The organism is Nonomuraea sp. NPDC050536, from assembly GCF_044457685.1.
GTDB lineage: Bacteria > Actinomycetota > Actinomycetes > Streptosporangiales > Streptosporangiaceae > Nonomuraea.
The window spans coordinates 40164-63247 of the sequence record NZ_JBITHD010000017.1 but is presented as its reverse complement, the minus strand read 5'-3'; the positions used below and the strand labels follow the sequence as shown (position 1 = coordinate 63247).

At 71.7% G+C, this 23084-nt stretch carries 21 protein-coding genes; 11 read left to right on the top strand and 10 right to left on the bottom strand.

Translation table 11 applies throughout. The annotated features are described in order from the left end of the window. Positions 1-17: 17 nt before the first annotated feature. The 7 genes from ACIBHX_RS37430 to ACIBHX_RS37400 are packed head-to-tail and all read right to left on the bottom strand — an operon-like array spanning position 18 to position 7875. Complete coding sequence (locus ACIBHX_RS37430; RefSeq protein ID WP_397072176.1) at positions 18-2819, bottom strand: BTAD domain-containing putative transcriptional regulator; 2802 nt, start codon at positions 2817-2819, stop codon at positions 18-20. 40 nt (positions 2820-2859) lie between these two features. Next, a complete protein-coding gene (locus tag ACIBHX_RS37425; RefSeq protein ID WP_397072175.1) occupies positions 2860-3618 on the bottom strand; it encodes an isocitrate lyase/phosphoenolpyruvate mutase family protein in 759 nt (252 codons plus the stop codon). Continuing rightward, a complete protein-coding gene (locus ACIBHX_RS37420) occupies positions 3615-4385 on the bottom strand; it encodes a cytochrome P450 (protein WP_397072174.1) in 771 nt (256 codons plus the stop codon). The genes ACIBHX_RS37425 and ACIBHX_RS37420 overlap by 4 nt, the downstream gene beginning before the upstream one ends. A gap of 50 nt (positions 4386-4435) precedes the next feature. Then, positions 4436-5128, bottom strand: a complete 693-nt coding sequence (locus tag ACIBHX_RS37415; protein ID WP_397072173.1) for a DUF998 domain-containing protein — start codon at positions 5126-5128, stop codon at positions 4436-4438. Continuing rightward, positions 5125-6333, bottom strand: coding sequence for a glycosyltransferase (locus ACIBHX_RS37410; protein ID WP_397072172.1), 1209 nt, complete (start codon positions 6331-6333; stop codon positions 5125-5127). The genes ACIBHX_RS37415 and ACIBHX_RS37410 overlap by 4 nt, the downstream gene beginning before the upstream one ends. Before the next feature lie 18 nt (positions 6334-6351). Then, positions 6352-7230, bottom strand: a complete 879-nt coding sequence (locus ACIBHX_RS37405; protein WP_397072171.1) for a DMT family transporter — start codon at positions 7228-7230, stop codon at positions 6352-6354. A gap of 36 nt (positions 7231-7266) precedes the next feature. After that, positions 7267-7875: a DedA family protein gene (locus tag ACIBHX_RS37400; RefSeq protein ID WP_397072170.1), complete on the bottom strand. Its 609-nt coding sequence runs from the start codon at positions 7873-7875 to the stop codon at positions 7267-7269. 302 nt (positions 7876-8177) lie between these two features. On the opposite strand from ACIBHX_RS37400, the gene ACIBHX_RS37395 reads away from it, so the two are divergent. Then, on the top strand, positions 8178-9299 hold the full coding sequence (locus ACIBHX_RS37395; protein WP_397072169.1) for a sensor histidine kinase: 1122 nt from the start codon (positions 8178-8180) through the stop codon (positions 9297-9299). Here ACIBHX_RS37395 and ACIBHX_RS37390 read toward each other — a convergent pair. Further along, positions 9267-9812 (bottom strand): TetR/AcrR family transcriptional regulator, encoded by a 546-nt coding sequence (locus tag ACIBHX_RS37390; RefSeq protein WP_397072168.1) that lies wholly within the window; start codon positions 9810-9812, stop codon positions 9267-9269. The two genes, ACIBHX_RS37395 and ACIBHX_RS37390, sit on opposite strands and share 33 nt — an antisense overlap. A gap of 97 nt (positions 9813-9909) precedes the next feature. Between ACIBHX_RS37390 and ACIBHX_RS37385 the strand changes: the two genes are divergently transcribed. Beyond that, complete coding sequence (locus ACIBHX_RS37385) at positions 9910-11040, top strand: FAD-dependent monooxygenase (protein ID WP_397072167.1); 1131 nt, start codon at positions 9910-9912, stop codon at positions 11038-11040. Here the strand turns inward: ACIBHX_RS37385 and ACIBHX_RS37380 are convergent, their stop codons facing one another. Next, positions 11041-12195: an ROK family protein gene (locus ACIBHX_RS37380; protein ID WP_397072166.1), complete on the bottom strand. Its 1155-nt coding sequence runs from the start codon at positions 12193-12195 to the stop codon at positions 11041-11043. Between the two features lie 125 nt (positions 12196-12320). Here ACIBHX_RS37380 and ACIBHX_RS37375 point away from each other — a divergent pair, with 125 nt between their 5' ends. The 8 genes from ACIBHX_RS37375 (at position 12321) to ACIBHX_RS37340 (ending at position 21999) form a co-directional block, all read left to right on the top strand. Then, entirely contained in the window at positions 12321-13565 is a 1245-nt protein-coding gene (locus ACIBHX_RS37375) for a Gfo/Idh/MocA family protein (RefSeq protein WP_397072165.1), read from the top strand. Beyond that, positions 13562-15172: a beta-N-acetylhexosaminidase gene (locus ACIBHX_RS37370; protein ID WP_397072164.1), complete on the top strand. Its 1611-nt coding sequence runs from the start codon at positions 13562-13564 to the stop codon at positions 15170-15172. Before ACIBHX_RS37375 ends, ACIBHX_RS37370 begins: the two co-directional genes overlap by 4 nt. After that, a complete protein-coding gene (locus ACIBHX_RS37365) occupies positions 15169-16470 on the top strand; it encodes an ABC transporter substrate-binding protein (RefSeq protein WP_397072163.1) in 1302 nt (433 codons plus the stop codon). Before ACIBHX_RS37370 ends, ACIBHX_RS37365 begins: the two co-directional genes overlap by 4 nt. Next, entirely contained in the window at positions 16470-17336 is an 867-nt protein-coding gene (locus ACIBHX_RS37360) for a carbohydrate ABC transporter permease (RefSeq protein WP_397072162.1), read from the top strand. Before ACIBHX_RS37365 ends, ACIBHX_RS37360 begins: the two co-directional genes overlap by 1 nt. Then, the gene (locus tag ACIBHX_RS37355; protein ID WP_397072161.1) at positions 17336-18211 is read left to right on the top strand and encodes a carbohydrate ABC transporter permease; all 876 of its coding nucleotides are present in this window, start codon (positions 17336-17338) and stop codon (positions 18209-18211) included. The genes ACIBHX_RS37360 and ACIBHX_RS37355 overlap by 1 nt, the downstream gene beginning before the upstream one ends. Positions 18212-18214: 3 nt before the next feature. Continuing rightward, complete coding sequence (locus tag ACIBHX_RS37350) at positions 18215-19114, top strand: GNAT family N-acetyltransferase (protein ID WP_397072160.1); 900 nt, start codon at positions 18215-18217, stop codon at positions 19112-19114. Positions 19115-19235: 121 nt separating this feature from the next. After that, positions 19236-20987: a bifunctional metallophosphatase/5'-nucleotidase gene (locus ACIBHX_RS37345; RefSeq protein WP_397072159.1), complete on the top strand. Its 1752-nt coding sequence runs from the start codon at positions 19236-19238 to the stop codon at positions 20985-20987. 73 nt (positions 20988-21060) lie between these two features. Further along, positions 21061-21999 (top strand): hypothetical protein, encoded by a 939-nt coding sequence (locus ACIBHX_RS37340; protein ID WP_397072158.1) that lies wholly within the window; start codon positions 21061-21063, stop codon positions 21997-21999. Here ACIBHX_RS37340 and ACIBHX_RS37335 read toward each other — a convergent pair. After that, positions 21907-22536, bottom strand: coding sequence for a VC0807 family protein (locus ACIBHX_RS37335; protein WP_397072157.1), 630 nt, complete (start codon positions 22534-22536; stop codon positions 21907-21909). The genes ACIBHX_RS37340 and ACIBHX_RS37335 overlap by 93 nt on opposite strands. Before the next feature lie 263 nt (positions 22537-22799). Between ACIBHX_RS37335 and ACIBHX_RS37330 the strand changes: the two genes are divergently transcribed. Further along, positions 22800-23066 carry a hypothetical protein gene (locus ACIBHX_RS37330; RefSeq protein WP_397072156.1) on the top strand — a complete coding sequence of 89 codons (267 nt, stop codon included), beginning with the start codon at positions 22800-22802 and terminating at the stop codon, positions 23064-23066. The last annotated feature ends 18 nt before the right edge of the window (positions 23067-23084 follow it).

Genomic DNA, 23084 nt, shown 5'->3' with positions numbered 1-23084 from the left:
GCCGGCTGACCGCCCGCTTACCGCGCGCTGACCAGGTTCGCCAGCGCCTGGGTGATGCGCTCGCGCAGTTCCTCCGAGGCGAACCAGCCCTGCCGGCACTCGGCCAGCGCCTGCTCCATCAGCTCCCGCGCCCGCCCTGGCTCGCCGCGCAGCGCCGCCACCTCGCCCAGCCCCAGGTGCGCCCTGGCCATCCCATCGGAGTCGCCGGTACGGCGGGCCAGCTCCAGCGCCCGCAGGTATCCGGCTTCCGCCGCGTCCCTGTCGCCCAGGTGGCGCATGCTGTCGGCCCTGCGCGACAGGTACTCGGCCATGTCCACCATCGCCCCGAGCTGCTCGGACAGCTCGAGCGCCCGGGAGGTCAGCGACAGCGCCCTGCGGTGGTCGCCTCGCGAGTAGGCCAGGTCGCCCAGCCCGCCCAGGACCATCGTCATGCCCCACCGCTCGCCGAGCGACTCGAAGACGGCCAGCGCGTGCTCGAACTCGGCCTCCGCCTCGTCCATGCGGCCCGCATCCAGCAGCAGGAACGCCATCCCCGAGTGGGTGAGCCCCGACGTCCACGGCGGCAGCATCGGCTTGATCCTGTCCATGTCCCGCATGGCCTGCTCGTAGTCGTCGGGCGGCCCGGTGAACATCGACAGCAGCATGGTCAGGAACTCCAGCCCGGCCGTCAGGTTGTCCGTCGGCGAGACGAGCTGCGGCAGCCGGTCCAGCCGGGCGCGGATCGTCTCGTCGGGCCGGTTGCCCCAGGAGGCGATCAGCACGCACATCGCGTACTCCTCGGTCAGCCCGCCGGGCGGCCCGTCGAGCCGGCGCAGCAGATCGGCGGCCAGGCCCGAGCTGGTGATCAGGTGACCGCGCATCCACCAGTAGCAGGCGGCCTGCCCCACCAGCCGCAGCGCCGGCTCCACCCGTCCCGACTCGACCGCCCAGCGCAGCGCCGCGTACACGTCGTCGGACTCGGTGTCGAGCCGCGCCAGCCACTCCAGCTGCTCGCGCGTGCGCAGGTGCGGGTCCGCGGCGGTCACCAGGTCCAGGTAGTAGCCGGTGTGCGCCTGCCTGATCGTGTCCGTCTCGCCCGCCTCGGCCAGGCGTTCCGCGCAGAAGGCGCGGATCGTCTCCAGCATCCGGTAGCGCCCGCCCACCAGCTCCACCAGCGACTTCTCCACCAGCGAGGCCAGCACCTCCTCCGGCAGCCCGCACACTCGCTCGGCCGCCTCCAGGCTCGCCCCGTTCACGAACACGGTCAGCCGCCTGGCCATCCGCTGCTCGTCGGCGTCCAGCAGGTCCCAGCTCCACGCCACCACCGCGCGCAGCGTCTGATGCCTGGGCTGTGCGGTACGGCTGCCGCGGGCCAGCAACCCGAACCGGTCGTCCAGCCGGGTGGCGATGTCCTCCAGGGAGAGCGTGCGGAGCCGGGCGGCGGCCAGCTCGATGGCCAGCGGCAGCCCGTCCAGGGCCCGGCACACGGCGGCCACCAGCGCGGCGTTGCCCGCGTCGATGGTGAAGCCCTGCCGTACCGCGGCGGCCCGGTCGGCGAAGAGCCGGGCGGCGGGGTAGTCGAGCGGGTTCGCCGCGTCGGGCGGCGGCAGCTTGAGCGGCGAGACCGGCACGATCGTCTCGCCGACGATGCCGAGAGCCTCGCGGCTGGTGGCCAGCACACGCAGGCCCGGGCAGGCGGCCAGCAGCAGGTCGGCCAGATCGGCGGCGGCCGCGACCAGGTGCTCGCAGTTGTCCAGGATGAGCAGCACCTCGCGCCCGGACAGCGCGCCGACGAGCCGGTCGGCCGGGTCGCGCGGCGGCTGGCCGCGGCCACTGACGATCACGCCGTCCCTGACGTCCAGCGCGGCGAGCACGGCGTGCGGCAGCTCGGCCGCCTCGATCACCGGGGCCAGCCCGGCGAAGCAGACATCGCCGCGGGCCCGCTCGGCCACCTCTGCGGCCAGCCGCGTCTTTCCCGCGCCACCCGGCCCCACCAGGGTCACCAGGCGGGTGCTCGCCAGCAGCCCGCCCACCTGGTCCAGCTCCGCCGCGCGGCCCACGAAGCTGGTCAGCTGCGCGCGCATGCCCCGCCTGTGACCGGGCGCCGGCGGCTCGGCGGGGGTGGACCGCAGGATGGCCAGGTGGGCCTGGACCAGGTCGGGGCCGGGGGTGACGCCGAGCTCGTCGTCCAGCAGGCGGCGGCCCTCCTCGTAGAGAGTGAGGGCCTCGGCCTGGCGCCCGCCGCCGTGCAGGGCGCGCATGAGCTGGGCGCGGGGACGCTCGCGCAGCGGGTGGTCGTCCAGCAGGCGGCGCAGTTCGGTCACCATCTCACGGTGGAGTCCCAGCTCCAGCTCCGCCTCGACGCGGTCCTCCAGGGCGGACAGGCGCAGATCCTCCAGCCGGGAGGCGGCGGCCGTCGCGTGCGGCGCGTCCGCCAGGGCGGCGCCCCGCCACAGGTCGAGCGCCTCGCGCAGCAGCCCGGCGGCCGCCCGCGGGTCGCCGGAGTCCAGCGCCCGCCGGCCCGCCGCGGCCAGGCGTTCGAAGCGGTGCGCGTCCACCTCGTTCCCGTCTGGCGCCAGCCGGTATCCGCCGGGGTGGAACTCGATCAGGTCCCTGCCCAGCGCCCTGCGTAGCCGGGACACCTGGGACTGCAGGGCGTTGGCCGCGCCCTCCGGCGGGTGCTCGCCGTACAGGCCGTCGATGAGCTGGCCGGTGGTGACGATGCGGCCGGCGTGCAGGGCGAGCAGCGTCAGCAGCGCGCGCACGCGCGGCCCGCCCAGCGCCGCCTCGCGGCCGTCCGCGCCCAGGGCCCTGGTGGGTCCCAGGATCTCCACCCGCATGCGTCGATTATCCGGGTTCGCCGGTAGGAGGGCGATCCGGTCAGGCCGACTCTGATGAGGGGGCCGGCAGGATTGCGGTGATCTCCCCGTAGCTGGGGACGGCAGGGGCGGCCTTGTCCTGGATGGCCAGCAGCGTGGCGAGCGCGCCGTGCAGCGCGGCGCGGTACAGCAGCGAGCCGGTGCTCACCCTGGCCACGCCCACCCCCGCCAGCTCGGCCAGCGTCGGGCCCGCGGGCTGGTAGAGGACGTTGAGCGGCAGGTCCGTGGCCTCGACGACCTCCGCGATCTCGGCCAGACCGGTCAGGCCGGGCACGAAGACGCCGTCGGCGTGCCCGTAGGCGCGCACCCGCTCCAGCGTGTCGCCGGTCTTCAGCCAGGCGGTGTCGGTGCGCGCGTTGACGAACACGCCGTGGCCCATCGCGGCCTCGATGATGCGCTGGTGCAGCTCGATCGGGCGCAGCGTGCCGTCGGGGCGGCCGTCCTCCAGGTTCACCCCGGCCACGCCGAGTGCCGCCAGGCCCGCCACCAGCTCGCCGACCTCGGCAGGGTCGTCGCTGAAGCCGCCCTCGATGTCGATGGTGACGAACACGCCGAGGTCCTTCATTGACTCGGCCAGCTCGATCGTCTCCGCCCTGGTCGCGCCGGCGGCGTCGGGCTTGCCGTGCACGGCGGCCACGCCCAGGCTCGTCGTGCCGATCGCGGGGAACCCCTGCGCGGCCAGCATCGCGGCCGAGCCGTAGTCCCAGGCGTTGGGCAGCAGCAGCGGATCGCCCGCGCGGTGCAGGTCTCGGAACGTCATGGCAGGAGTCCTTCCAGGATGCCCGCGGCCAGCGCGAGGGCGTGATCGGAGCCGGGGCAGGGACGCACACCGTACCCGAACGTCAGGTGGGGCGTCTGCCCGCGGCGCAGGTCGAACCGGCCGGGTTCGGGGAAGACGGCGGGGTCGTGATTGACACTGACCAGGTCGATCGTCACGTCCTGGCCCGTCTCGCGGTCGAGGCGGCGGGTGGCCTTGAGCGGCGGATCGTGGCGCAGCGTCTCGTGCAGCAGCTCCATGGGCGGGTCGCCGGGCTCGGCGTGGGCAAGCGCGTTGCGGACGAGCCCCTGCGTCGCGGCGTGGCCCTGCAGGAGCAGGCTGATCCTGGCCACGGTGGTCGCCTCGTCGCCGGCGTCGAGCAGCTCGAGGAGTACGGCCACCGCCGCGTCGGTCTCCCGGCTGGTCTCACCCGACAGGTAGCCGGTGGAGGCGGCCTCGACGGCGGGGAGCAGGCGATCGTCGGTGACGCCCAGTGCCTGGCCCAGCACCGCGGTGGGGATGCCGCTCCAGTCACGCCCGTCCGCCGCCGCCGTCCTGGCGGCCTTGCGCAGGGCGTCCGGGTCGAGCATCGCCAGTTGCTCGGACACCAGGGCGCGCCGGGCCGCGTGGACCTCGCCGGTGGCGAAGCGCGACACCTGCGCGCGCAGCCAGGCCAGCGTTCCGCGTGGGGCACCCTGGGGTACCGGCGGCGGGATGTAGCGGGTGTCGGAGAGCACCGCCGTGGCCTCGGCATGACGTGTGATGTCCATGGCTCTCACGCTATGCCAGGGAAGTTTCGCCGCCCGTCGAAGCATCCCCGCTAGGCGGCGACCCGGTCCCGCGAACCGCCGGAAGCCTCGTCGCTCGGGGGCAGGTCACGGGACAGCCGCACGGTGGCCTGACCGGCCGTGATCTGGGAGCGGGTGGTGGCGATCGCCATGGTGGTCAGCAGCACGATCTCCGCCAGCACCAGCGCCCGCTCGAGCACCCCGTAGTAGGCCGACCCGCCGATGAGCGGCGAGGTGAACGAGGCCGGATGGGCCGCCAGGTACACCGCCAGTGTCAGCGCCGAGGTCATGCTGAGCGAGCGCACCCAGCTCCAGCGCGGAGCCGGGGTGCGGCCGCGGGCCAGCATCCAGCCGGCGACCGGCAGCGAGGTGAACACGACGGCCGACGACCAGCGGTGGATCTCTCCTGGCAGCGTGCTGATGGCCGCGCCGCCCGGGTCGGTCGGGAACACCGCGCTGAGCATCAATCCGGCCCCGGCGGCCAGGAGCAGCAGCCGGGTGGCCGCGGTGCGGGCGGGTTCGCGGGCGGCCATGCCGTACGCCAGGATGACGCAGCCGAAGGCCAGGGCCAGCATGCCGACCAGGACCGGCAGGGTCCCGCCGGGGACGAGCGCGTAGTCGCTGATCAGCGCCTGGCGGGGGAGGGCGAACTCGGCGTAGCCCAGCGCGGTCGCCGCCACGAGCCCGCCCCCGACGGCGGCCCAGTTCGTACCCGTACCGCTCATCGGGCCACCTCATCGTAGATCTGCTCGAACCGGGCCAGCGAGCTCTGGTGGTCGTGGGTGAGGGCGAGCTCGCGGCTGGCCTTGCCCATCCGGGTACGCAGCTCGTCGTCCGTCAGGATCGTCGTCAGGTGCCTGGCGAGCTGGATCACGTCGCCGGGGGTGTACAGGAAGCCGTTGCCGTTGACCAGGTGCGGCAGCGCCATCGCATCGGCGGCCACCACCGGCACCCCGGTGGCCATGGCCTCCAGCGTCGCGATGCTCTGCAGCTCGGCGATGCTCGGCATGGCGAACGCGTCGGCCGCGGCGAACACCTGCGGCATCTTCTCGTCCGGCACGTAGCCGAGGAAGCGCACCCGCTCCCCGAGTCCGATCTTGTGCGCGAGCCGCTCGAGCGGCATCCGCTGGTTGCCCTGCCCGACGATGGCCACCTGCGCCTCGGTCTCGTTGAGGACGTACGGCATGGCGCGCACGAGCTCCTCGAGGTGCTTCTCCTCGTCGAGCCGGCCCACGAACAGCACGGTCGGCAGGTCAGGCAGGTCGAACGACTTGCGCGCCCAGGCCTTCGGCTCGGCGTGCGGGTGGAAGCGGCTCAGGTCGATGCCGCAGGAGACCGGCTCCACCTGGCTGTCGAAGCCCTGGTCGGCCAGCAGTCCGGCGGCCAGCGGGGTGGGCGTGGTGACGTGGTCGGCCCTGCCGAAGATCCGCCCGAAGTCGCGCCAGGCCATCCGGCCCGCCGCCGCGCGCAGCCGGTCGGGGATGTGGCCGAACTGGAAGAGGTTGTCGGGCATGAAGTGGTTGGTCGCCACGATCGGCGTGCCCCGGCGGCGGGCCGCGCCGATGGCGGCCCTGCCGACCACGAAGTGGCCCTGGGAGTGCAGCACGTCGGGCTCGATGGCGGCCATCAGGCGGTCCAGCCGCGTCGGCACCGCGACCCGCATGGTCGGGTGGACCAGCAGCGGCGCCGAGCGCAGCCGGTGCACGATCACGCCGTCGACCACCTCGGACGTGGCGGGCCCCGCGTCGGACGCGCAGATGACGTGCACCTCGTTGCCCCGCTCGGCCAGCCCGGTGGCCAGCCGGTGGGTGAACACGGCCGTGCCGTTCACGTCGGGCGTGTAGGTGTCGGTGGCGATCAACACCCGTCGGGGGCGGACGGAGACGGGCTCGAGCTGGGCGGTAGCGGTGGTGGGCAGCGGCATGGCCATGGCGGCAACTCCAGGAGGTCAGTGGTTCTCAAGGGGACTGGTTCGGGCGAGTGCGACGGTTCCGGCAGCGGTCAGCGCGGCCGCCGCCACGGGGAGCAGCCCCGAGGGCAGCGGCTCACCCAGCAGCAGGGCGCCGAACGCCACCGCGGTGAGCGGGTCGGCGATCTGCAGCGAGGCGAAGGACACCCCGAAGTGGCCGACCGCGTAGGCCCGCTGCAGCAGCATCAGCGCCAGCAGCGCGGGGATCGGCAGTGCCAGCAGGTACCACCAGTTCCACGAGCCGTCCACGACCACCCGCATCAGGGTCGCGGTCGCGCCGTAGAGCACTCCCGCGCTGGTGGCCAGCAGGGCCGCGCGCCCCGCGGGGGAGGCCACCTTGGAGCCGGCCCACAGCAGCACCGCCGCGACGCCCGCGACCGCGAGCAGCGTGGCCAGGCCCGTGGGGCTGAGATACGTCGGTCCTGCCGACGGGGGAACCAGCAGGACCAATCCGACGAGCCCGGCGGCCACCACGGCGGCCGCCGACAGCTCCCGGCGTGCGGGTTTGCGGCCGTGCAGCGCGGCCGCGATGGGCAGGGCGAACAGCAGGCTGGCCACCCCCATCGGCTGCACGATGGTGAGCGGGCCGAGGCCGAGGGCGACGATGTGCAGGCCACCACCGGCCAGGATGGAGGCGCCGCCCGCCAGCCAGCGGGGACGCCGGAGCAGGGCCAAAAGGCTGTGCTTATGGTCGCGACCGCTTCGGGGCTCGTTGGCATCGGTCCCCTCGCTCTCTCCCCCCGAGCTCCTTCGCTCCAGCTGCTTCGCCGAACCAGCCGCCTCGAACTGCTGCAGAGCCGCACCGAGCGCGAAGAACAGCGAACCGACCAGGGCTATCACCGCGGCCAGTACAGTCATGCGCACTCCTTTCAGGTGGATGGTCGCCAGGTAGGGTCAAACGGACGTGTCTACCGGGAGACGGTCTGCCGAATCCTTCGTGGCCGAGCGGCGCTTGCGGATCCAGCGCACGCCCTCGACGGCTCCCGTGATGGACAGCGCGATGCCGAGTCCGAGCAGCAGCCCCTTGATCGGGTCGTTCTCGAAGGCCATCCCGCCGAAGAAGCCGATCAGGCCCGAGTACACGGCCCAGGAGGAGGCCGCGATCGCGTCGAAGAACGAGAACGAGCGCAGGGGATGACGGACCGCGCCCATCGTCAGCGTGGTCGCCGTGCGGCCGCCCGGAATGTAGCGGGCCACCACCAGCACCATCCCGCCGCGCTCCTCCAGCGCGCCGCGGGCCCACACCAGCGCCTTGCGCTCGCGCAGCCTGCTCCCGCCCTTGTAGCCGATCAGGTAGGAGATGTGGTCGCCGGCGAACGCGCCGAGTGCCGCCACGACGATCACCAGGGCGAGGTTCGTCTCGCCCGAGGCGGCGAACACCGCCGCCGTGATCACCGAGGTCTCCGCGGGCACGATGGGGAAGAACCCGTCGAGCAACGCCAGCGCGAAGAGCACGACGTACAGCCAGGGTGACGACATCACCTGCTGAACCAGCTCGAGCATGGCATGCGACATTGCCTGCACTCCGATCTTCTAGGGCACTCTCAGCCTGTCTGCGAGAGGTGTCGGGGGGCATCGGGGATGCCCCCGGTCGAACGCGGGCCCGTCCCCTAGGAGGGTCAGGGCTGCCACCCCATGAAGGTAGAAATTCCGCAGGTCACGGCACATCGGACTATCGGCACTCACTACCCCCTACTTTCGTCAGGGGTGGTGCGCGCTCACCTACGATCAAACCGGTTGGCGCGCCCCGGCACAGGAGTGCGACTATCCGCATTCAGGGTGGGCCTAGCACTACCTTTCATGGGGTGAGACGCACCACCCCACGCCAGATCGTGAACGACGTGATCCTCTGGATCCTGCTGTCGATCTCCGCCGCCGCCATGGGCCCCGACCCGTTCACGAACCCGGCGGGGTTCGCCGCGATCACCGTGCCGCGGATCGTGCTGGCCGCGGCGGCCGTGCTGGTGGGCAGGCCGTGGCCGCTGGCCGCGGTGCTCCTGCTGCTGCCGCTCGGCCCGTGGACGTTCACGGAGGGCTTCGCCACGACCAACCTCACCTGGCCGGTACGGCTGTCGCAGGTCAAGCTCTTTCCGCTGAACGCCGCCTCGCTGTTCGTGATCTGGTACGCCTACCTCACTGGGCGCCGGATGGTCCGCGCCTGGCCGGCTGCCGCGGCGTTCTGCGTGATCATCCTGGCCGGGGCGGGGGTCGTGCTGTATCGGGGTGGCGGGCTCGCCGCCTGGATCACGCTGACCAGCGCGCTGGCCGGCAGCTATGCCGTGCCGTACCTGCTGGGAGTGCTGCGCAGGCGGCTGGTCCAGCAGCGGGAGCAGAACAGGCTGTCGGGGGAGGCACAGGCCAGGCTGCGGGAGCGGGCCAGGATCGCCCGCGACATGCACGACTCGCTCGGCCACGACCTGGCCCTGATCGCGGTCAGGGCCGCCGGGCTCGAGCTGTCGCCCGGGCTTGACGAATCCCAGGTCAGGGCCGCGGGCCAGCTGCGCGAGGCCGCCTCGGACGCCACCGAACGGCTGCGCCAGATCATCGGCCTGCTCAGCGAGGGCCCGGCCCCGCTGACGCCGCTGGAGGAGGACGTGGACGCGCTGGTCGAGCGGGCCCGCGCCTCGGGCATGACCATCGCGCTCCAGGTGACCGAACCCGCCCCCGCGCTGGCCCACCGCGTGGTCCAGGAGGCCCTCACCAACGCCGCCAAGCACGCCCCCGGCGCCCCGGTGACCGTCGAGGTGGCCCCGCGCCGCATCGCGATCCGCAACGGCCCGCCTGCCCGCCGTCCCGGCCGGCCGGGCAGCGGTCTCGGGCTCGCGGGCCTGCGCGAGAGGGTACGGCTGGCCGGCGGGACCCTGGCCGCCGGCCCCGCGGAGGGCGGCTACGCGCTAACCGTCGAACTGCCCGACGATCTTCCTTAGTCCGTCCAGCACGTCGGCGCCCGACGGGGCGCGCTCGGGGTCGTTGACCCACTGGGACATGACGCCGAACAGCAGCGCGAGCTGCACCGAGCCGACCTGGTGGCCCATGCCCATCGCCATGCCCTCGCGCGCCTCGCGCTGGCCCCCGACGAGCTGCTCCCGCAGTTCGGGCGAGTGCTCGGCCTGGACCATGGCCTCCACGCTGGCCATCCACAGCGTCCTGTGCTCGTTGACGGACTTGATCATCTGTGTCCACATGGCCTCGTAGCGCTGCGCGGGAGACGCGTCCGGGGCGTCCATGGCCTGCAGCGCCGCGTTGACCTCGTCACTCCACTCCCGCATGCCCTCCACCAGCGCCACGTTGAGCAGCGCCTCACGGGAGCCGAAGTGGTAGCCGATGGCCGCCATGCTCACGCCCGCCGCGGCCGAGATGTCCCTGACGGTCGTGCGGGCCCAGCCCTTCTCCTCCAGGCAGCGGCGTGCCCCGGCGATCAGATCCTCGCGATTTCCCACGTCGGAACCTTAGCACGCATGCCTTAGACAAGCGTCTTGCGCATATGCGCAAATCGTGGCTATGGTGAGCCCATCACCGACTTCGAGAGGACATGTCATGCGCATCCTGATTTCCGGAGGCAGCGTCGCCGGCCCCGCCCTGGCCTACTGGCTGAACCGCCACGGGCACGAGACCACGCTCGTCGAGCGGGCCCCCGGCCTGCGCGACGGCGGCGCCGCCATCGACTTCCGCGGCACCGCCCTCGACGTGCTCGAGCGGATGGACCTGCTGGACACCATGCGCGAGCACCAGACCCGGATGGGATCGATGTCGCTGGTCGACGACGCGGGCCAGATCGTCGCCACGCTCCCCGACGAGGCCATCTCCGGCGACCTGGAGGTGCTCAAGGGCGACGTGACCCGCATCCTGTACGAGGCGACCCGGTCGCAGACGGCCTACCTCTTCGACAACTCCGTGACCAGGCTCGACCAGAGCGACTCCGGCGTGCGGGCAGGCTTCGAGAGCGGGCCCGACCGGGAGTTCGACCTGGTGATCGGCGCCGACGGGCTGCACTCGGCGGTGCGCCGCCTGGCCTTCGGCCCCGAGCCGGACTACCTGCGCCACCTGGGCATCTACGGTGCGCTGTTCACCACCGACAACTTCCTCGGCCTGGACCACACCGGGCTCATGTACAACACGCCCGGCCGCAGCGCGCTGACCTTCGCCGCCCGCGGCAACAGCGAGCTGCGGGTGGGGCTGTCGTTCGTCGCCCGCGACCTGGCCTACGACCGGCGCGACCGGGCGCAGCAGCACGACCTGGTCGCCCAGGCCTACGCCGGCGCGGGCTGGGAGGTGCCGCGGCTGCTTGAGGCGATGCGCTCGGCCGAGGAGTTCTTCTTCGACTCCTCCAGCCAGGTGGTCATGGACCGCTGGTCCACCGGGCGGGTCGCGCTGCTCGGCGACGCCGCCTACTGCGCGGCGCCCACCTCGGGCCGCGGCACCTCCCAGGCGCTGATCGGGGCGTACGTGCTGGCCGGCGAGCTGGCCGCGGGCGCCGACCACACCGGCGCCTTCGCTCGCTACGAGCAGGTCATGCGGCCCTACGTCGAGCGCAACCAGGCCCACGGGCGGGCCGCGGCGCGCTTCTTCTTCCAGCTGCCCGACGACGACACGGTCGAGGCGCTCGGTGAGGAGATCGGCGACACCGTGCCCCTCCCGGACTACCTCGGCACCGCCGGCCGCCGCTAGCTAGCGGCGGGGTGCGATCGGGGCGCCGATCTCGCCGTCGGGGGAGAAGAAGCGCTCGTCCAGGTGGTCGAGGGCGAGGCAGGCGGCGCCGAGGACGACGCAGTCCTCGCCGAGCGCCGACGTGCGGATGTCGGGGACGCGCAGGCAGTGCGGTTCCAGGGCCCGCCTGAGCGGCCCGAGCAGGACGTCGGCGGAGCGGGAGAAGCCGCCGCCGAGGACCACGAGCTCGGGATCCAGCGTGAGCACCATGGCTGCCGTGCCGATGGCCAGGTCGTGGGCGTACCGCTCGACCGCCGCCAGGGCTCTCGGATCGCCCCGGCGGGCGGCGGCGAAGACCAGGGCGGCGGCGTCCCGCGCGGGCGCGTCCCCGGCGACCGGGCACTGTTCCAGGTGCTCGCCCATCGTGCGCCAGCCGGTCACATCCAGCAGCCCGACCTCCCCGGTGGCGCCGGTGGAACCGTGGTGCAGCCTTCCGTTGATGACCAGCGCCGCGCCAGGCCGGCGGCCCGCGTGCAGGTACACCAGGTCGCGCACCCCTGAGGCCACCCCGAGGCGCTGCTCGGCCAGTGCGGCCAGCTTGCTGTCGTTCTCCAGCAGCACCGGGCAGGAGAAGTCCGCGCACAGGTAGCCGATCAAATCCACGCCCGCCCAGTCCGGCAGCGACTCCACCTGCGTGATCGTGCCCTCGCGGTCCACCACGCCGACCGTGCCCGCGGCCACCGCCCAGATGTCGGCGTAGGTGAGCCCGGCGGCGAGCAGGGCGGCCTCCACGGCCCGGGTGACGGCGGCCAGGCGGGCGTCCTTGGTGGTGCCGGTGCCGGCCGAGGTACGGCCGCTGGCCACGGCGCGCCCGTCGAGGTCCGCGACGGTCGCCAGGATCTTGTGCACGCCGATGTCGAGGCCGAGCACGTGCCCGGCGTCGGCACGGAAGCGGTAGCGGCGGGCGGGCCGGCCCATGACGCCAGGCGCGGGCTCGACCTCCGCCACCCAGCCGCGTTCGCGCAGGTCGCCGACGACATCGCCCATGGAGCCGCGTGACAGGCCGGTCAGCGCGGCCAGCTCGGTCAGCGTGAGCGGCTGCGGGGCCGAGCGCAGCGCGCGGATGCCGCCCAGCGAGTTCAGCCGGCGCAGCCGCTGCAAGTCCCCGCCCTGCACACTTCCTCCACTAATCACGGGCTCCACAGTATGTCGGCCCTCCCGTTCTGAATCTAGATATTGACCCCGAGGCCCGGAGGGTGCTTATTTATGGAATCCAACAAAAGTAAGTCGGAGTTGATCGTATGCCAGTCAGCATCGCCGTCGTGGGGGCGGGTATGCGCGGCCAGATCTACGCCAGGAACGCCGTCGTGGACGGCAGGGCGCGGATCGTGGCCGTCGCGGAGCCGGATCCGGCGAGGAGGGCGGCCTTCGCCGCCGAGTTCGACGTGCCGGCCGAGGGGTTGTTCGAGGGGTGGGCGGAGCTAGCCGCCGTCCCAAAGCTCGCGGACGCCGTGGTCATCGCCACGCAGGACCACCTGCACGCCGGGCCCGCGATGGCCTTCGCCGACCTGGGCTACGACCTGCTCCTGGAGAAGCCGCTGGCGCCCACGGAGGCGGAGGCCAGGCAGATCGTGGCCGCCGTCGAGCGCAACGGCGTCGTGTTCGCCGTCGGCCACGTGCTGCGCTACACGCGCTACACCAAGCTGCTGAAGTCCGTCATCGACGGCGGCAGGCTCGGCTCGATCGCCAGCGTGCAGCACCTGGAGCCGGTCGGCTGGTGGCACCAGGCGCACTCGTTCGTGCGCGGCCAGTGGCGCAGGGCCGACGAGTCGGGTCCGATGCTGCTCACCAAGTCGTGCCACGACATCGACTGGCTGCTGTACATCCTCGGGCAGAAGCCGCAGCGGGTCGCCTCGTTCGGCAGCCTCGTCCACTTCCGCGAGGAGAACAGGCCGCAGGGCGCGGGGGATCGCTGCGTGTCCTGCGCGGTCGAGCCCGGCTGCCCGTACTCGGCCAAGCGCCTCTACCTCGGCTGCCTGGGCGATCCGCGCAAGGAGTTCTGGCCGCTGGCCGCCGTCACCGCCGACGCGACCGAGCGGGGCGTGCTGGCGGCGCTCGAGAGCGGCCCGTACGGCAAGTGCGTCTACGCGACCGACAACGACGTGGTCGACCAGCAGGTCGTGATGATGGAGTTCGCCGGGGGAGCGACCGTGTCCTTCACGATGACCGCCTTCACCCCGCTCGAGCACCGCAAGACCCGCGTCTTCGGCAGCCACGGCTTCGCCGAGGGCGACGGCAAGACGGTCAGGGTCGTCGACTTCCGCGACGGGTCCGAGGAGGTCCTGGACTCGCGGACGGTCGCGGGCGCGTCCGCCGCCGATGGGCACGGCGGCGGCGACGGCGGGCTGACCGCGGCCTTCATCGACGCGGTGGAGGCCCGCGACCAGCGCGTCCTCGGCGGCGACGCCGCCGACGCGCTGGCCGGGCACCTGGTCGTCTGGGCCGCCGAGCGCGCCCGCGAGACGGGGACGGTGCAGGCCCTGTGATCATCCCCCTGCCATCCCGTACGGCCGGCGGCGCCGATCCGTTCGAGCTGACGCCCGCCACCCCCCTCACCGCCGACCCCGCGCTGAGCAGGGCGGCAGCCTGGCTGAGGGAGGCGCTCACCCCCGCGACCGGATGTCCCCTGCCCGAGGGAACGGGCGGGATCGAGATCCGGACCGCACCCGGCCTGCCGCCGGAGGGCTACGAGCTGACGGTCACCGCCGAGCGCGTGCTGATCAGGGCCGGCGACCCGGCCGGCGCGTTCTACGGGGCCCAGAGCCTGCGCCAGCTCCTCGACCCCGCGGTCTACCGGGCCGGCCGTACCGGGAAGCGGCGGTGGCAGGTCGCGCCGGTCACCATCGGCGACCGGCCCGCGTTCCGCTGGCGGGGCTGCCTCATCGACGTGGCCAGGCACTTCCTGCCCAAGCACGAGCTGCTGCGCTACATCGACCTGCTGGCCATGCACAAGCTCAACGTGCTGCACCTGCACCTGACCGACGACCAGGGCTGGCGGCTGGAGATCAGGAAGTACCCGCGGCTGACCGAGGTGGGCGCCTGGCGGCGCGAGTCGCCCGTCGGGTCCGTCGTGCACGGCCGCTTCGACGGCCGGCCGCACGGCGGCTACTACAGCCAGGACGACATCAGGGAGATCGTCGCCTACGCGGCCGACCGGTTCGTCACGGTGGTCCCGGAGATCGACCTGCCCGGGCACACACGGGCCGCCATCGCCGCCTACCCCGAGCTGGGCAACCTGGCCGAGGCGCAGCCGGAGGTCGGCACCGGCTGGGGCATTCAGGACGACGTGCTCAACGTCTCCGACGCCGCCATCACCTTCTTCAAGGACGTCTTCGACGAGGTGCTCGAGCTGTTCCCCGGCGAGTACGTCTGCGTCGGCGGCGACGAGGCCCGCAAGGGGCAGTGGCGGGAGAGCCTGGACGCCAAGCAGCGCATGGCCGACCTGGGCCTGCGTTCCGTCGAGGAGCTGCAGACCTGGTTCGTGCGGCAGTTCACCGACTACCTGATCGCCCGCGGGCGCACCCCGCTGGGCTGGGACGAGTTGCTCGAGGGCGGCGTGCCTGCGGGCACCACGGTCGCGGCCTGGCGCGGCGAGGAGTGCGCGGCGCTGGCCGTGCGGGCGGGGCACGACGTGGTGGTCTCGCCCTTCACGGGGACGTACCTGGACTTCCGGCAGTCGGAGCTGGCCGACGAGCCGGTCCCGATCGGCAGCGTGACCAGCCTGCGCGACGTGCACGCCTTCGACCCGCTCCCGGCGGGCCTGGCCGGGGCGGAGCGGGAGCGGGTGCTGGGCGCGCAGGCCGCGCTGTGGACCGAGCACATCGACTCGCCCCGGCTGCTCGACTACATGGCCTTCCCACGGCTCGCGGCGTTCGCGGAGGCCGTGTGGAGCGGGCGGCAGGACTTCGACGGGTTCACGCGGCGGCTTGCCGTACACGAAAAGCGCCTGGAGGCGCTCGGGGTGGAGTTCAGGCGCGAGGGAGGGCCGCTGCCGTGGCAGCGGCGGCCCGACGCGCCCGGGGAACCACGCACGCGGGCGGCGATCGACGCCCAGCTCATGGCCTGGACGGCCAACCTCAGGAGGGCACCATGAAGAAGCTACCCTTAATCGCCCTGCTCGCGGCGGCGCTGGTCGCCGGATGCTCCGACGGCGGCCAGAGCGGCCCGCCGAAGGCGACCGGGTCCTTCGACCCGGCCAAGCCGGTCACGCTCACCTGGTGGACCGGCCAGATCGAGGACGGCGAGAAGCTGCTCGAGGGGCTGGCGGCCGAGTTCCACGCCAAGCACCCGAACGTGACGATCACCACCTCCTCCGGCGCGCCGAGCACCGACAAGCTGCTGGAGAAGCTGAGCGCCGGGTTCGCGGCCGGCGACTACCCCGACATCTCCTACGCCTTCGGGGCGTGGGCCACCAAGCTGGCCGCCAGCGGCAAGGCCCTGGACATCACCGACAAGGTTCGCCAGCCGGATGTGAAGTGGGACGACATCCCGCAGGCCGCGCAGAAGACGGTCACGATCAAGGGCAAGGTCATCGGCTTCCCCGCGCTGATCGACGACATCGGCATCCTCTACAACAAGAAGCTGTTCGACCAGGCCAAGGTGGCCTACCCGACCAACGACTGGACCTGGGAGCAGTTCGCCGACGCCGCCAAGAAGCTGACCGACCCGGCCAAGAAGCAGTACGGCACGGCCTGGCCGGTCGACGGCGGCGAGGGCACGGTGTACCCGTTCTGGCCGCTGCTGTGGCAGCACGGCGGCGACATCGTCGACGCGCAGGCCACCAAGGCCACCTTCGACTCCGACGCCGCGGTCCAGGCCACCACGCTCCTGCGCAGGATGGCCGTCCAGGACAAGAGCGTCTACCTCGACCAGACCGCCACCAAGATCCAGCCCCTGTTCAACTCGGGCAACATCGCGATGTTCCTCACCGGCCCCTGGTCCAGCAACCCGAGCAAGAAGGCCGGGATCGACATCGGCGTGTCGTTCCTGCCGGGCGTCAACGGCGACCACCAGACCATCGCGGGTCCCGACTTCTGGGCACTGCTCGACCACCAGGACCCCGCCCGAGCGCACTGGGCCTACGAGTTCGTCAAGTGGGTGACAGAGCCCGAGCAGGACTCCCGCTTCAGCGCGATCGCCGGATCGCTGCCGCTGCGCGTGTCCGAGGGCGAGACCGCGGCGTTCAAGCAGCGGCTCAAGGATGACCCGACGCTGCAGGTGTTCTTCGACAACCTGAAGAACGCCAAGAACCTGCGTCCGTCCATCGGCAGCTACACCGAGGTCTCCCAGGAGGCCGCGAACGGTCTGATCAAGGTGCTGGTGCAGGGCGCGGACCCGAAGCAGGCGCTGACCGAGGCCGCGCAGAAGGCCACCTCCGCGCTGGACGAGTGATGGTCAGGAAGGGGCTCATCGGGTGGGGGTTCGTCCTGCCGGGGCTGCTGGTGATCGCCGCGATGCACCTGTTCCCCGCGGCCTGGGCGTTCCTCATCTCCCGCCAGAAGACCGACAACATCACCCCGGCCACCGACGTCGGCTGGCGCAACTACGAGAAGATGATCAACGACCCGTCGGTGTGGGCGGCCGTGCGGCACACGCTGTTCTACACCGTGCTCTACGTGCCCGGGTCGATCGTCGTCGGGCTGCTGCTCGCGGTGGCGCTGAACAGGAAGATCAGGTTCATCGGCTTCTACCGGACGTGCATCTTCATCCCGTTCGTCGCCTCCACGGCCGCGCAGGGGATCCTGGCCAACTACGTCTTCGATCCCGCCTTCGGCGGCGCCAACAACGTGCTGCGGCTGCTCGGGCTGCCGCAGCAGCAGTTCATGGAGAGCCCCTCGCAGGCCATGATCGTGCTCTGCGTGGTCGGACTGTGGAGCTCGGCCGCCTTCAACGTGGTGATCTACCTGGCGGCGCTGCAGGACGTGCCGAAGTCGCTGACCGAGGCGGCCATGATCGACGGCGCCGGGCGCTGGCGGGCCTTCCGCAGCGTCGTGGTGCCGCACCTGGCGCCCGTGACGGTCTTCGTCGCCGTCTGGCAGACGATCCAGTCGCTGCAGCTGTTCGACCTGGTCTTCGTCACGACCAAGGGGCAGCCCGCCGACTCCACGACCACGATCGTCTACTACATCTACCGCGTCGCCTTCGAGCGGCTGCGCTACGGGTACGGCTCGGCGCTGGCCTACGGGCTGTTCGCCGGGACGTTCCTGGTGACGCTGGCCATCGTGGTCTACTCGCGCCGGCGCAAGGAGGCGTTCTGATGACCGCCGTGCAGACCAGGCCCGCCGCCGTGGCGGTCCCGGTGGCCAAGAAGGCGAGGTGGCGGCTGCCGTTCAGCCCCTGGCACCTGCTGCTCATGCCGACCGCGCTGGTCTTCGTGTTGCCGCTGGTGTGGATGGTGCTGACCTCGCTGATGTCGCCGGGGCAGATCCAGCGGTACCCGCCGCCGTTCCTGCCCGACGGGATCCATCTCGACGGCTACGCCAGGCTCTTCTCCGACCAGCCCGTGCTGACCTGGGTGCGCAACTCGCTGGTCGTGGTGGGCTGCGCGCTGGCAGGGCAGCTCGTGCTGTGCTCGCTGGCCGGGTACGGCTTCGCCCGGCTGAGGTTCCCCGGCCGGGGCGTGTCGTTCATGCTGCTGCTCGGCACGATCATGATCCCGGTGCAGCTGCTGATGATCCCGGCCTTCATCATGTTCTCCCGCGTCGGGATCGCCAACACGCTGGGCGCGGCCATCGTCCCGTGGCTGTGCTCGGTGTTCGGCATCTTCATGATGCGGCAGTTCTTCCTCTCGCTCCCCGCCGAGCTGGAGGAGGCCGCGATGATCGACGGCTGCGGCCGGGTACGGGCGTTCGTGCGCGTCGTGCTGCCGCTGGCCAGGCCCGCGCTGGCCACGCTCGCCGTGTTCGCGCTGCTCGGCTCGTGGAACGACCTGATCTGGCCGCTCATCGGGATCAACAACCCGGCCTGGTACACGCTGCAGCTGGGCATCGCCCAGTTCTCCGGCACCCACCGCACCGACTGGTCACTGCTGATGGCGGGCAACGTGGTGGCGACCCTGCCGATGGCGCTCGGGTTCCTGTTCGCCCAGCGCCACTTCGTGGCCACCATGAGCTTCTCCGCGATCAAGGGCTGAGGCATGGCCGACTACAGAACCGCGGTCCCCACCGACGAGCCCGGCATCCTGGCCGTCTGGGGCGAGTCCTTCCCCGGCGCGCTGGAGGCGGTGCGCGCCGACTGGGAGGCGGTGCCTGAGCGGAACTCGCGCACGTTCGTGGCCGCCGACTCCTCGGGCGTGCTGGCCGTGGTGCTCTACGTGCCCCGCCTGCTGCGCTCCTCCTCCGGGACGCCGGTGCGGGTGGGCGGGGTGGGCGCGGTGGCCACCCGCGCGGACGCGCGCCGGCGCGGCCACGCCCGCCGGCTGCTCGAGCTGGCCCTGGAGGCGATGGCCGGCGACGGGTGCGCCTGGTCGCTGCTGTTCACCGGCAGCCAGCACGTCTACGCCTCGCTGGGCTGGCGCCCGTTCCCCCTGTGCGAGCGTACGGCGGAGCCCCCGCCCCCGGTGCCGCCCGCCGGCGGGGTGCGCCCGGTTCCCGTCGCGGAATGGCGGACCCTGGCGCCGATCCACGCGGCCTTCAACGCCCACCGGCCGCTGACCGCGGTGCGCGCCCCGGCGGACTGGACCCGCGGCGTCGGGCGTCGCCTGGGTCCGCCCGCCCGGTTGTTCGCCTACGCCGACCGCGGCTACGTCGCGCTGGCCGACCGGGGGGAGCGGCTGGAGCTGGCCGAGCTGGCGGTCCTCGACGAGGAGGCCGCCTGGGCGCTGGCTGGCCACGCCGCGTCCCTGGCCGGCGGCCGTCCGGTCACGATCCGCTGCCCCAGGGACCCGCTCACCGAGCCCGCCCTCCGCCGTGCCTTCGGCGTCCTGCGCCCAGGCGGGGACGAGGGCATGGCCAGACCCGTGCACGCCGGCGCCGCCGAGATCGAAGCCCTGTCCCGCGCGCCCGAGGCCACGTTCTGGCTGGCCGACGGCTTCTGACCCACGGCGGCCCATGATCGTTCTCTTCGTGGTCATGCGGCGGCAGCTGCCGCGTTCACCGGCCAGAAGGGCTGACCCACAAGGCTTTCCTCCCGAAATATCCCCCTATTTAGGAGTCTGTGTGCATTCCGCCCGCAAGTGGATCACTGTCGCATTAGGAGTCACTCTGGCCACGGTGGCCTCACCCGCCGCCCAGGCCAAGCCGAAGCCCGTGGACGTCCAGTTGCTGTCCATCACCGACTTCCACGGCTACATCACCCCGCAGAACAACGTGGGCGACGGCACGATCAAGGACCCGTCGGGCGCGAACATCGTCGTCGGCGGCGCGCCGTACCTCGCGACACACCTGAACAAGCTGAGGGAAGGCCACGAGAACACCGTCACCTTCTCCGCCGGTGACAACTTCAGCGGCTGGCCCACCGAGGTCTCCTACCACGCCGACGAGCCCACGATCGAGTTCCTGAACAAGATCAAGCTCGACTTCACCACCGTGGGCAACCACGAGCTCGACCGGTCGCTGGAGTTCCTGCGCGACCACATGGGCAAGGGGCAGTGCTTCGGCGACATCGACGTCGACAGCTGCTTCACCGACTCCGACGGGCAGCGCTTCCACGGGGCCGACTTCGAGATCTCCACGGCCAACATCACCAGGAAGGGCGAAACGCGCCCGGTGCTCAAGCCGTACGTGGTCAAGTACTTCCGCGGGATCCCGGTCGGGTTCATCAACCTGACCACCCCGACCACGGTCGACGGCTCCACCTCCTACCAGCCGTCGCTGGACAACCTGCCGCTGGTGGAGACCGCCAACCGGTACGTCGACATCCTCAAGCGCAGGGGCGTCAAGGCCATCGTGGTCAATGTGCACGAGGGCGGCACGACCAAGGACGACCTGTACGACCGGTGCGTCGACCCGAGCGGGCCGGTCATCGACTTCGCCAGGCAGGTCTCGCCCGAGATCGACGCGATCGTCACAGGACACTGGCACGCGCCGTTCAACTGCATGATCCCCGACCCGGATGGCAACCTCCGTCCCGTCGTCGAGGCCGCCTACCACGGCAAGCTGATCAACGAGATCAACTTCCGGCTGGACCCGCGCACCCGCGACGTCATCCGCTCGGCGACGACGTCGGTGAACCATCCCGTGACCCGGGACGTCACCCCGGACCCCGCCATGGTCAAGCTGGTCGACTACTGGAACGCCAAGAAGAACGAGACCTACGCCAAGCCGTACGGCACGATCACCGGAGACCTGACCAGGACGCGGGACGCGACGGGGCAGAGCACGCTCGGCAACACCGTGGCGGACGTGGAGTACGCCGACTCGCAGAAGACACCGGGTGGCCAGGCCGACCTGGCCATGGTGGCCGTCGCCCCGCCCAAGGGCTCCAACTCCCTGCGCGGCGACCTGCTGTTCGCCAAGGGCGCCAACCCCGCGGACAGCGACGGCACGGTGCTCATGGGCGAGTCCTGGGCGGCCTGGGGATACGCCAACCCGGTGCTCACGGTCACGGTCAAGGGCTCGCAGCTCGAGCAGGCACTGGAGCAGCAGTGGCAGACGCAGGCCAACGGCACCGTGAAGTTCGCGCCGCTGGCCGTGTCGAAGAACGTCCGCTTCTCCTACGACGCGAGCAGGCCTGTCGGCGACAGGATCAACCCCGCCGACGTGATCATCAACGGGCAGCCGCTCGACACCGGTAAGACCTACCGGCTCGCCGCGCTGGCCTACACGCTGCTCGGCGCCGACGGATACTCCGCCTTCGCCGGGTACACCGACGCGGTGCGCGGCAACCGCGACTACGAGGCGATGCGGGGTTACCTGCGCCAGGGCACCGTGACCCCGCCCGCCCTGGACCGGGCGGTGCCGCTGTCCTAGCTCCCCCGTACGGGGGATCAGGTTCCCCTGACGGCGGGAGGGTGTCGCGGGCGCTGGGGAGCACGCTCGGTACATGACGACACCTCCCAAGGCCGGCATCGGCCGGATCACGGCGGCGATCGTGGCGATCGCCGCCATGCTCCCCTACCTCACCATCAAGATCCTCTGGATGACAGGCAGCTCGATCGGCGTCTCCGATCCGGCGCTGATGGGCTCGTCGACCATGCTCGGGATGAACGGCCTGACGTTCGGCATGGACGCCGTGGCCCTGGTGCTCGCGCTCGGGTTCACCATGCGCTGGGGCATGCGGTTGCCCGGCTGGCTGGTGTTGCTGCCGCTGTGGGTGGGGATCGGGCTGCTGTTCAACATCCTGGCCAGCGCGCCGCTGGCGCTGCTCGTCGAGGGCTGGGCCGTCTTCTCCACCGGCGGGCCCATCGCGCCGTGGATCTACATGATGGTGTACGGGGGATTCGTCGGGCAGGGCATCGGGCTCATGGCGGCGTTCGCCCTCTACGTCCGCGACCGGTGGCCGCACATCTCGCTGCGCATCCAGCCGTTCCACCACGTCGTGGGCTGGGGAGCGCTCGTGGTGGCCTGCGTGCTCGGCGGGACCCGCGTCTACTGGGCGCTGTCGGGGGAGTCGTTCGTGACCGCGGTGCAGGACGGCGTCCAGGGTGTGCTGGGCATCGCCGGGGCCGTCTGCCTGGTCGCCGTCTTCCGTAGCGGCCGGCCGTACTGGAAGCTGCTCGCCGTGGCCTGGCTGGGGTCGGGGATCATGTTCGGCAACAGCCTGTTCGCCGAGATCGTGGGCGCGGTCGGCGGGCCGATCGGCTCGGGGTCGGCGAGCCCGGCGCAGCGGCTTGTCGAGCTGTTCGCCCTGCTCACGGGACTGGTGATGGGCCTGGCCGGCGCGTTCGCGCTAGGCGTGCGCGATGTGCAGGCGGTGCAGCAGGCGCTTGAAGGCGAAGATGGAGAACGCGATCGCCAGCCCGCTCATCACGGCCACCGCTGAGGTCCGCAGCAGCATGAACGTGCCGAGCGACTCGTGCAGCGCCAGCCAGATGCTCACCGTGGAGTTGGCCAGCAGCACGAACGCCCACAGCAGCGTGATCCGCGCGAAGAACCTGCGCACCCGCTCGTGCCGGAGCACCGCCGACGGCAGATGGATGTAGTCGAGCGTGAGCTTCTGCACGAGCGGCTTGTTGAGCCGGACGCTGGCTAGGAAGGCCATGCTGATGCAGATCGTGCCCAGCTCCGGCTGGATGAAGTAGATCACCCAGCTGCCGGTCCAGAACCCCACCGCGGCCCGCGCCGTGATCGCGATCGCCGCCAGGATCATCGTCGCGGGAATCCTGACCCGCCTGACCAGCCGGTAGATCAACCCCAGATAGACCCACCCCACCGCCGCCGCCAGAGCCCCTTTGAGCCCCAGCACCGTGAGCGCCGCGTAGAAGACCGCGAGGGGGGCGACCACGCCTTCGAGCAGCTTCGGTACGGCCTGCCGCACGAGAGCGGTGAGCCTTGGCAGTTGTATCGGGGGATGGTTCAAGACAGCTCCGCAGTCAACTAACCAGGCAGGCGGGGGACGCTTACCGGTGGCCTACCGTACCCGACCCCGAACCATGCGACTGCCCCTTTTGACGTGCTCCAAGCGGTGAAAGTTGCACATTCTTCCCCATTCCGACTATCCGCCTGTTGCCGGAACGGCCTGACGACGTGCCCGGAAAGATCTTGTCGGAGGTGTGCGCTACCTTCACGGCTGCCGGCTTGATCGACAACGCCACGCGGGTGGCCGTGGAAAGGGGATTACGCATGACCCAGGCACTCGAGTTGCACGTGTCGAGCAGCCGCGGCCGCTACGACCTGACGGCGGCCGCCGCCGGAGACGGCGTGCTCGAGGTCGAGGTGCTGTGCGGCAACGGCAACGGCGAGCTCATCGCCCAGCTGAGCGGCACCGTCCCCGCCGCCGACCTGGCCGTGCTGGGCCGGCTGTTCAGCGCGGCCGCCGTCGCCGCCAGGGCGGACTCGCCTTTCTCATCCCTGGACGAGCTGCGCGCCAGACCCCCGCAAGGCACCTGATCCCGCCTGACCCGGCTG

Bases quoted from the DNA above. Each gene is read 5' to 3' on its own strand.
- ACIBHX_RS37430 (WP_397072176.1), bottom strand. From the start codon at position 2,819: ATGCGGGTGGAGATCCTGGGACCCACCAGGGCCCTGGGCGCGGACGGC.
- ACIBHX_RS37425 (WP_397072175.1), bottom strand. From the start codon at position 3,618: ATGACGTTCCGAGACCTGCACCGCGCGGGCGATCCGCTGCTGCTGCCC.
- ACIBHX_RS37420 (WP_397072174.1), bottom strand. From the start codon at position 4,385: ATGGACATCACACGTCATGCCGAGGCCACGGCGGTGCTCTCCGACACC.
- ACIBHX_RS37415 (WP_397072173.1), bottom strand. From the start codon at position 5,128: ATGAGCGGTACGGGTACGAACTGGGCCGCCGTCGGGGGCGGGCTCGTG.
- ACIBHX_RS37410 (WP_397072172.1), bottom strand. From the start codon at position 6,333: ATGGCCATGCCGCTGCCCACCACCGCTACCGCCCAGCTCGAGCCCGTC.
- ACIBHX_RS37405 (WP_397072171.1), bottom strand. From the start codon at position 7,230: ATGACTGTACTGGCCGCGGTGATAGCCCTGGTCGGTTCGCTGTTCTTC.
- ACIBHX_RS37400 (WP_397072170.1), bottom strand. From the start codon at position 7,875: ATGCTCGAGCTGGTTCAGCAGGTGATGTCGTCACCCTGGCTGTACGTC.
- ACIBHX_RS37385 (WP_397072167.1), top strand. From the start codon at position 9,910: ATGCGCATCCTGATTTCCGGAGGCAGCGTCGCCGGCCCCGCCCTGGCC.
- ACIBHX_RS37375 (WP_397072165.1), top strand. From the start codon at position 12,321: ATGCCAGTCAGCATCGCCGTCGTGGGGGCGGGTATGCGCGGCCAGATC.
- ACIBHX_RS37365 (WP_397072163.1), top strand. From the start codon at position 15,169: ATGAAGAAGCTACCCTTAATCGCCCTGCTCGCGGCGGCGCTGGTCGCC.
- ACIBHX_RS37360 (WP_397072162.1), top strand. From the start codon at position 16,470: ATGGTCAGGAAGGGGCTCATCGGGTGGGGGTTCGTCCTGCCGGGGCTG.
- ACIBHX_RS37355 (WP_397072161.1), top strand. From the start codon at position 17,336: ATGACCGCCGTGCAGACCAGGCCCGCCGCCGTGGCGGTCCCGGTGGCC.
- ACIBHX_RS37350 (WP_397072160.1), top strand. From the start codon at position 18,215: ATGGCCGACTACAGAACCGCGGTCCCCACCGACGAGCCCGGCATCCTG.
- ACIBHX_RS37340 (WP_397072158.1), top strand. From the start codon at position 21,061: ATGACGACACCTCCCAAGGCCGGCATCGGCCGGATCACGGCGGCGATC.
- ACIBHX_RS37330 (WP_397072156.1), top strand. From the start codon at position 22,800: ATGACCCAGGCACTCGAGTTGCACGTGTCGAGCAGCCGCGGCCGCTAC.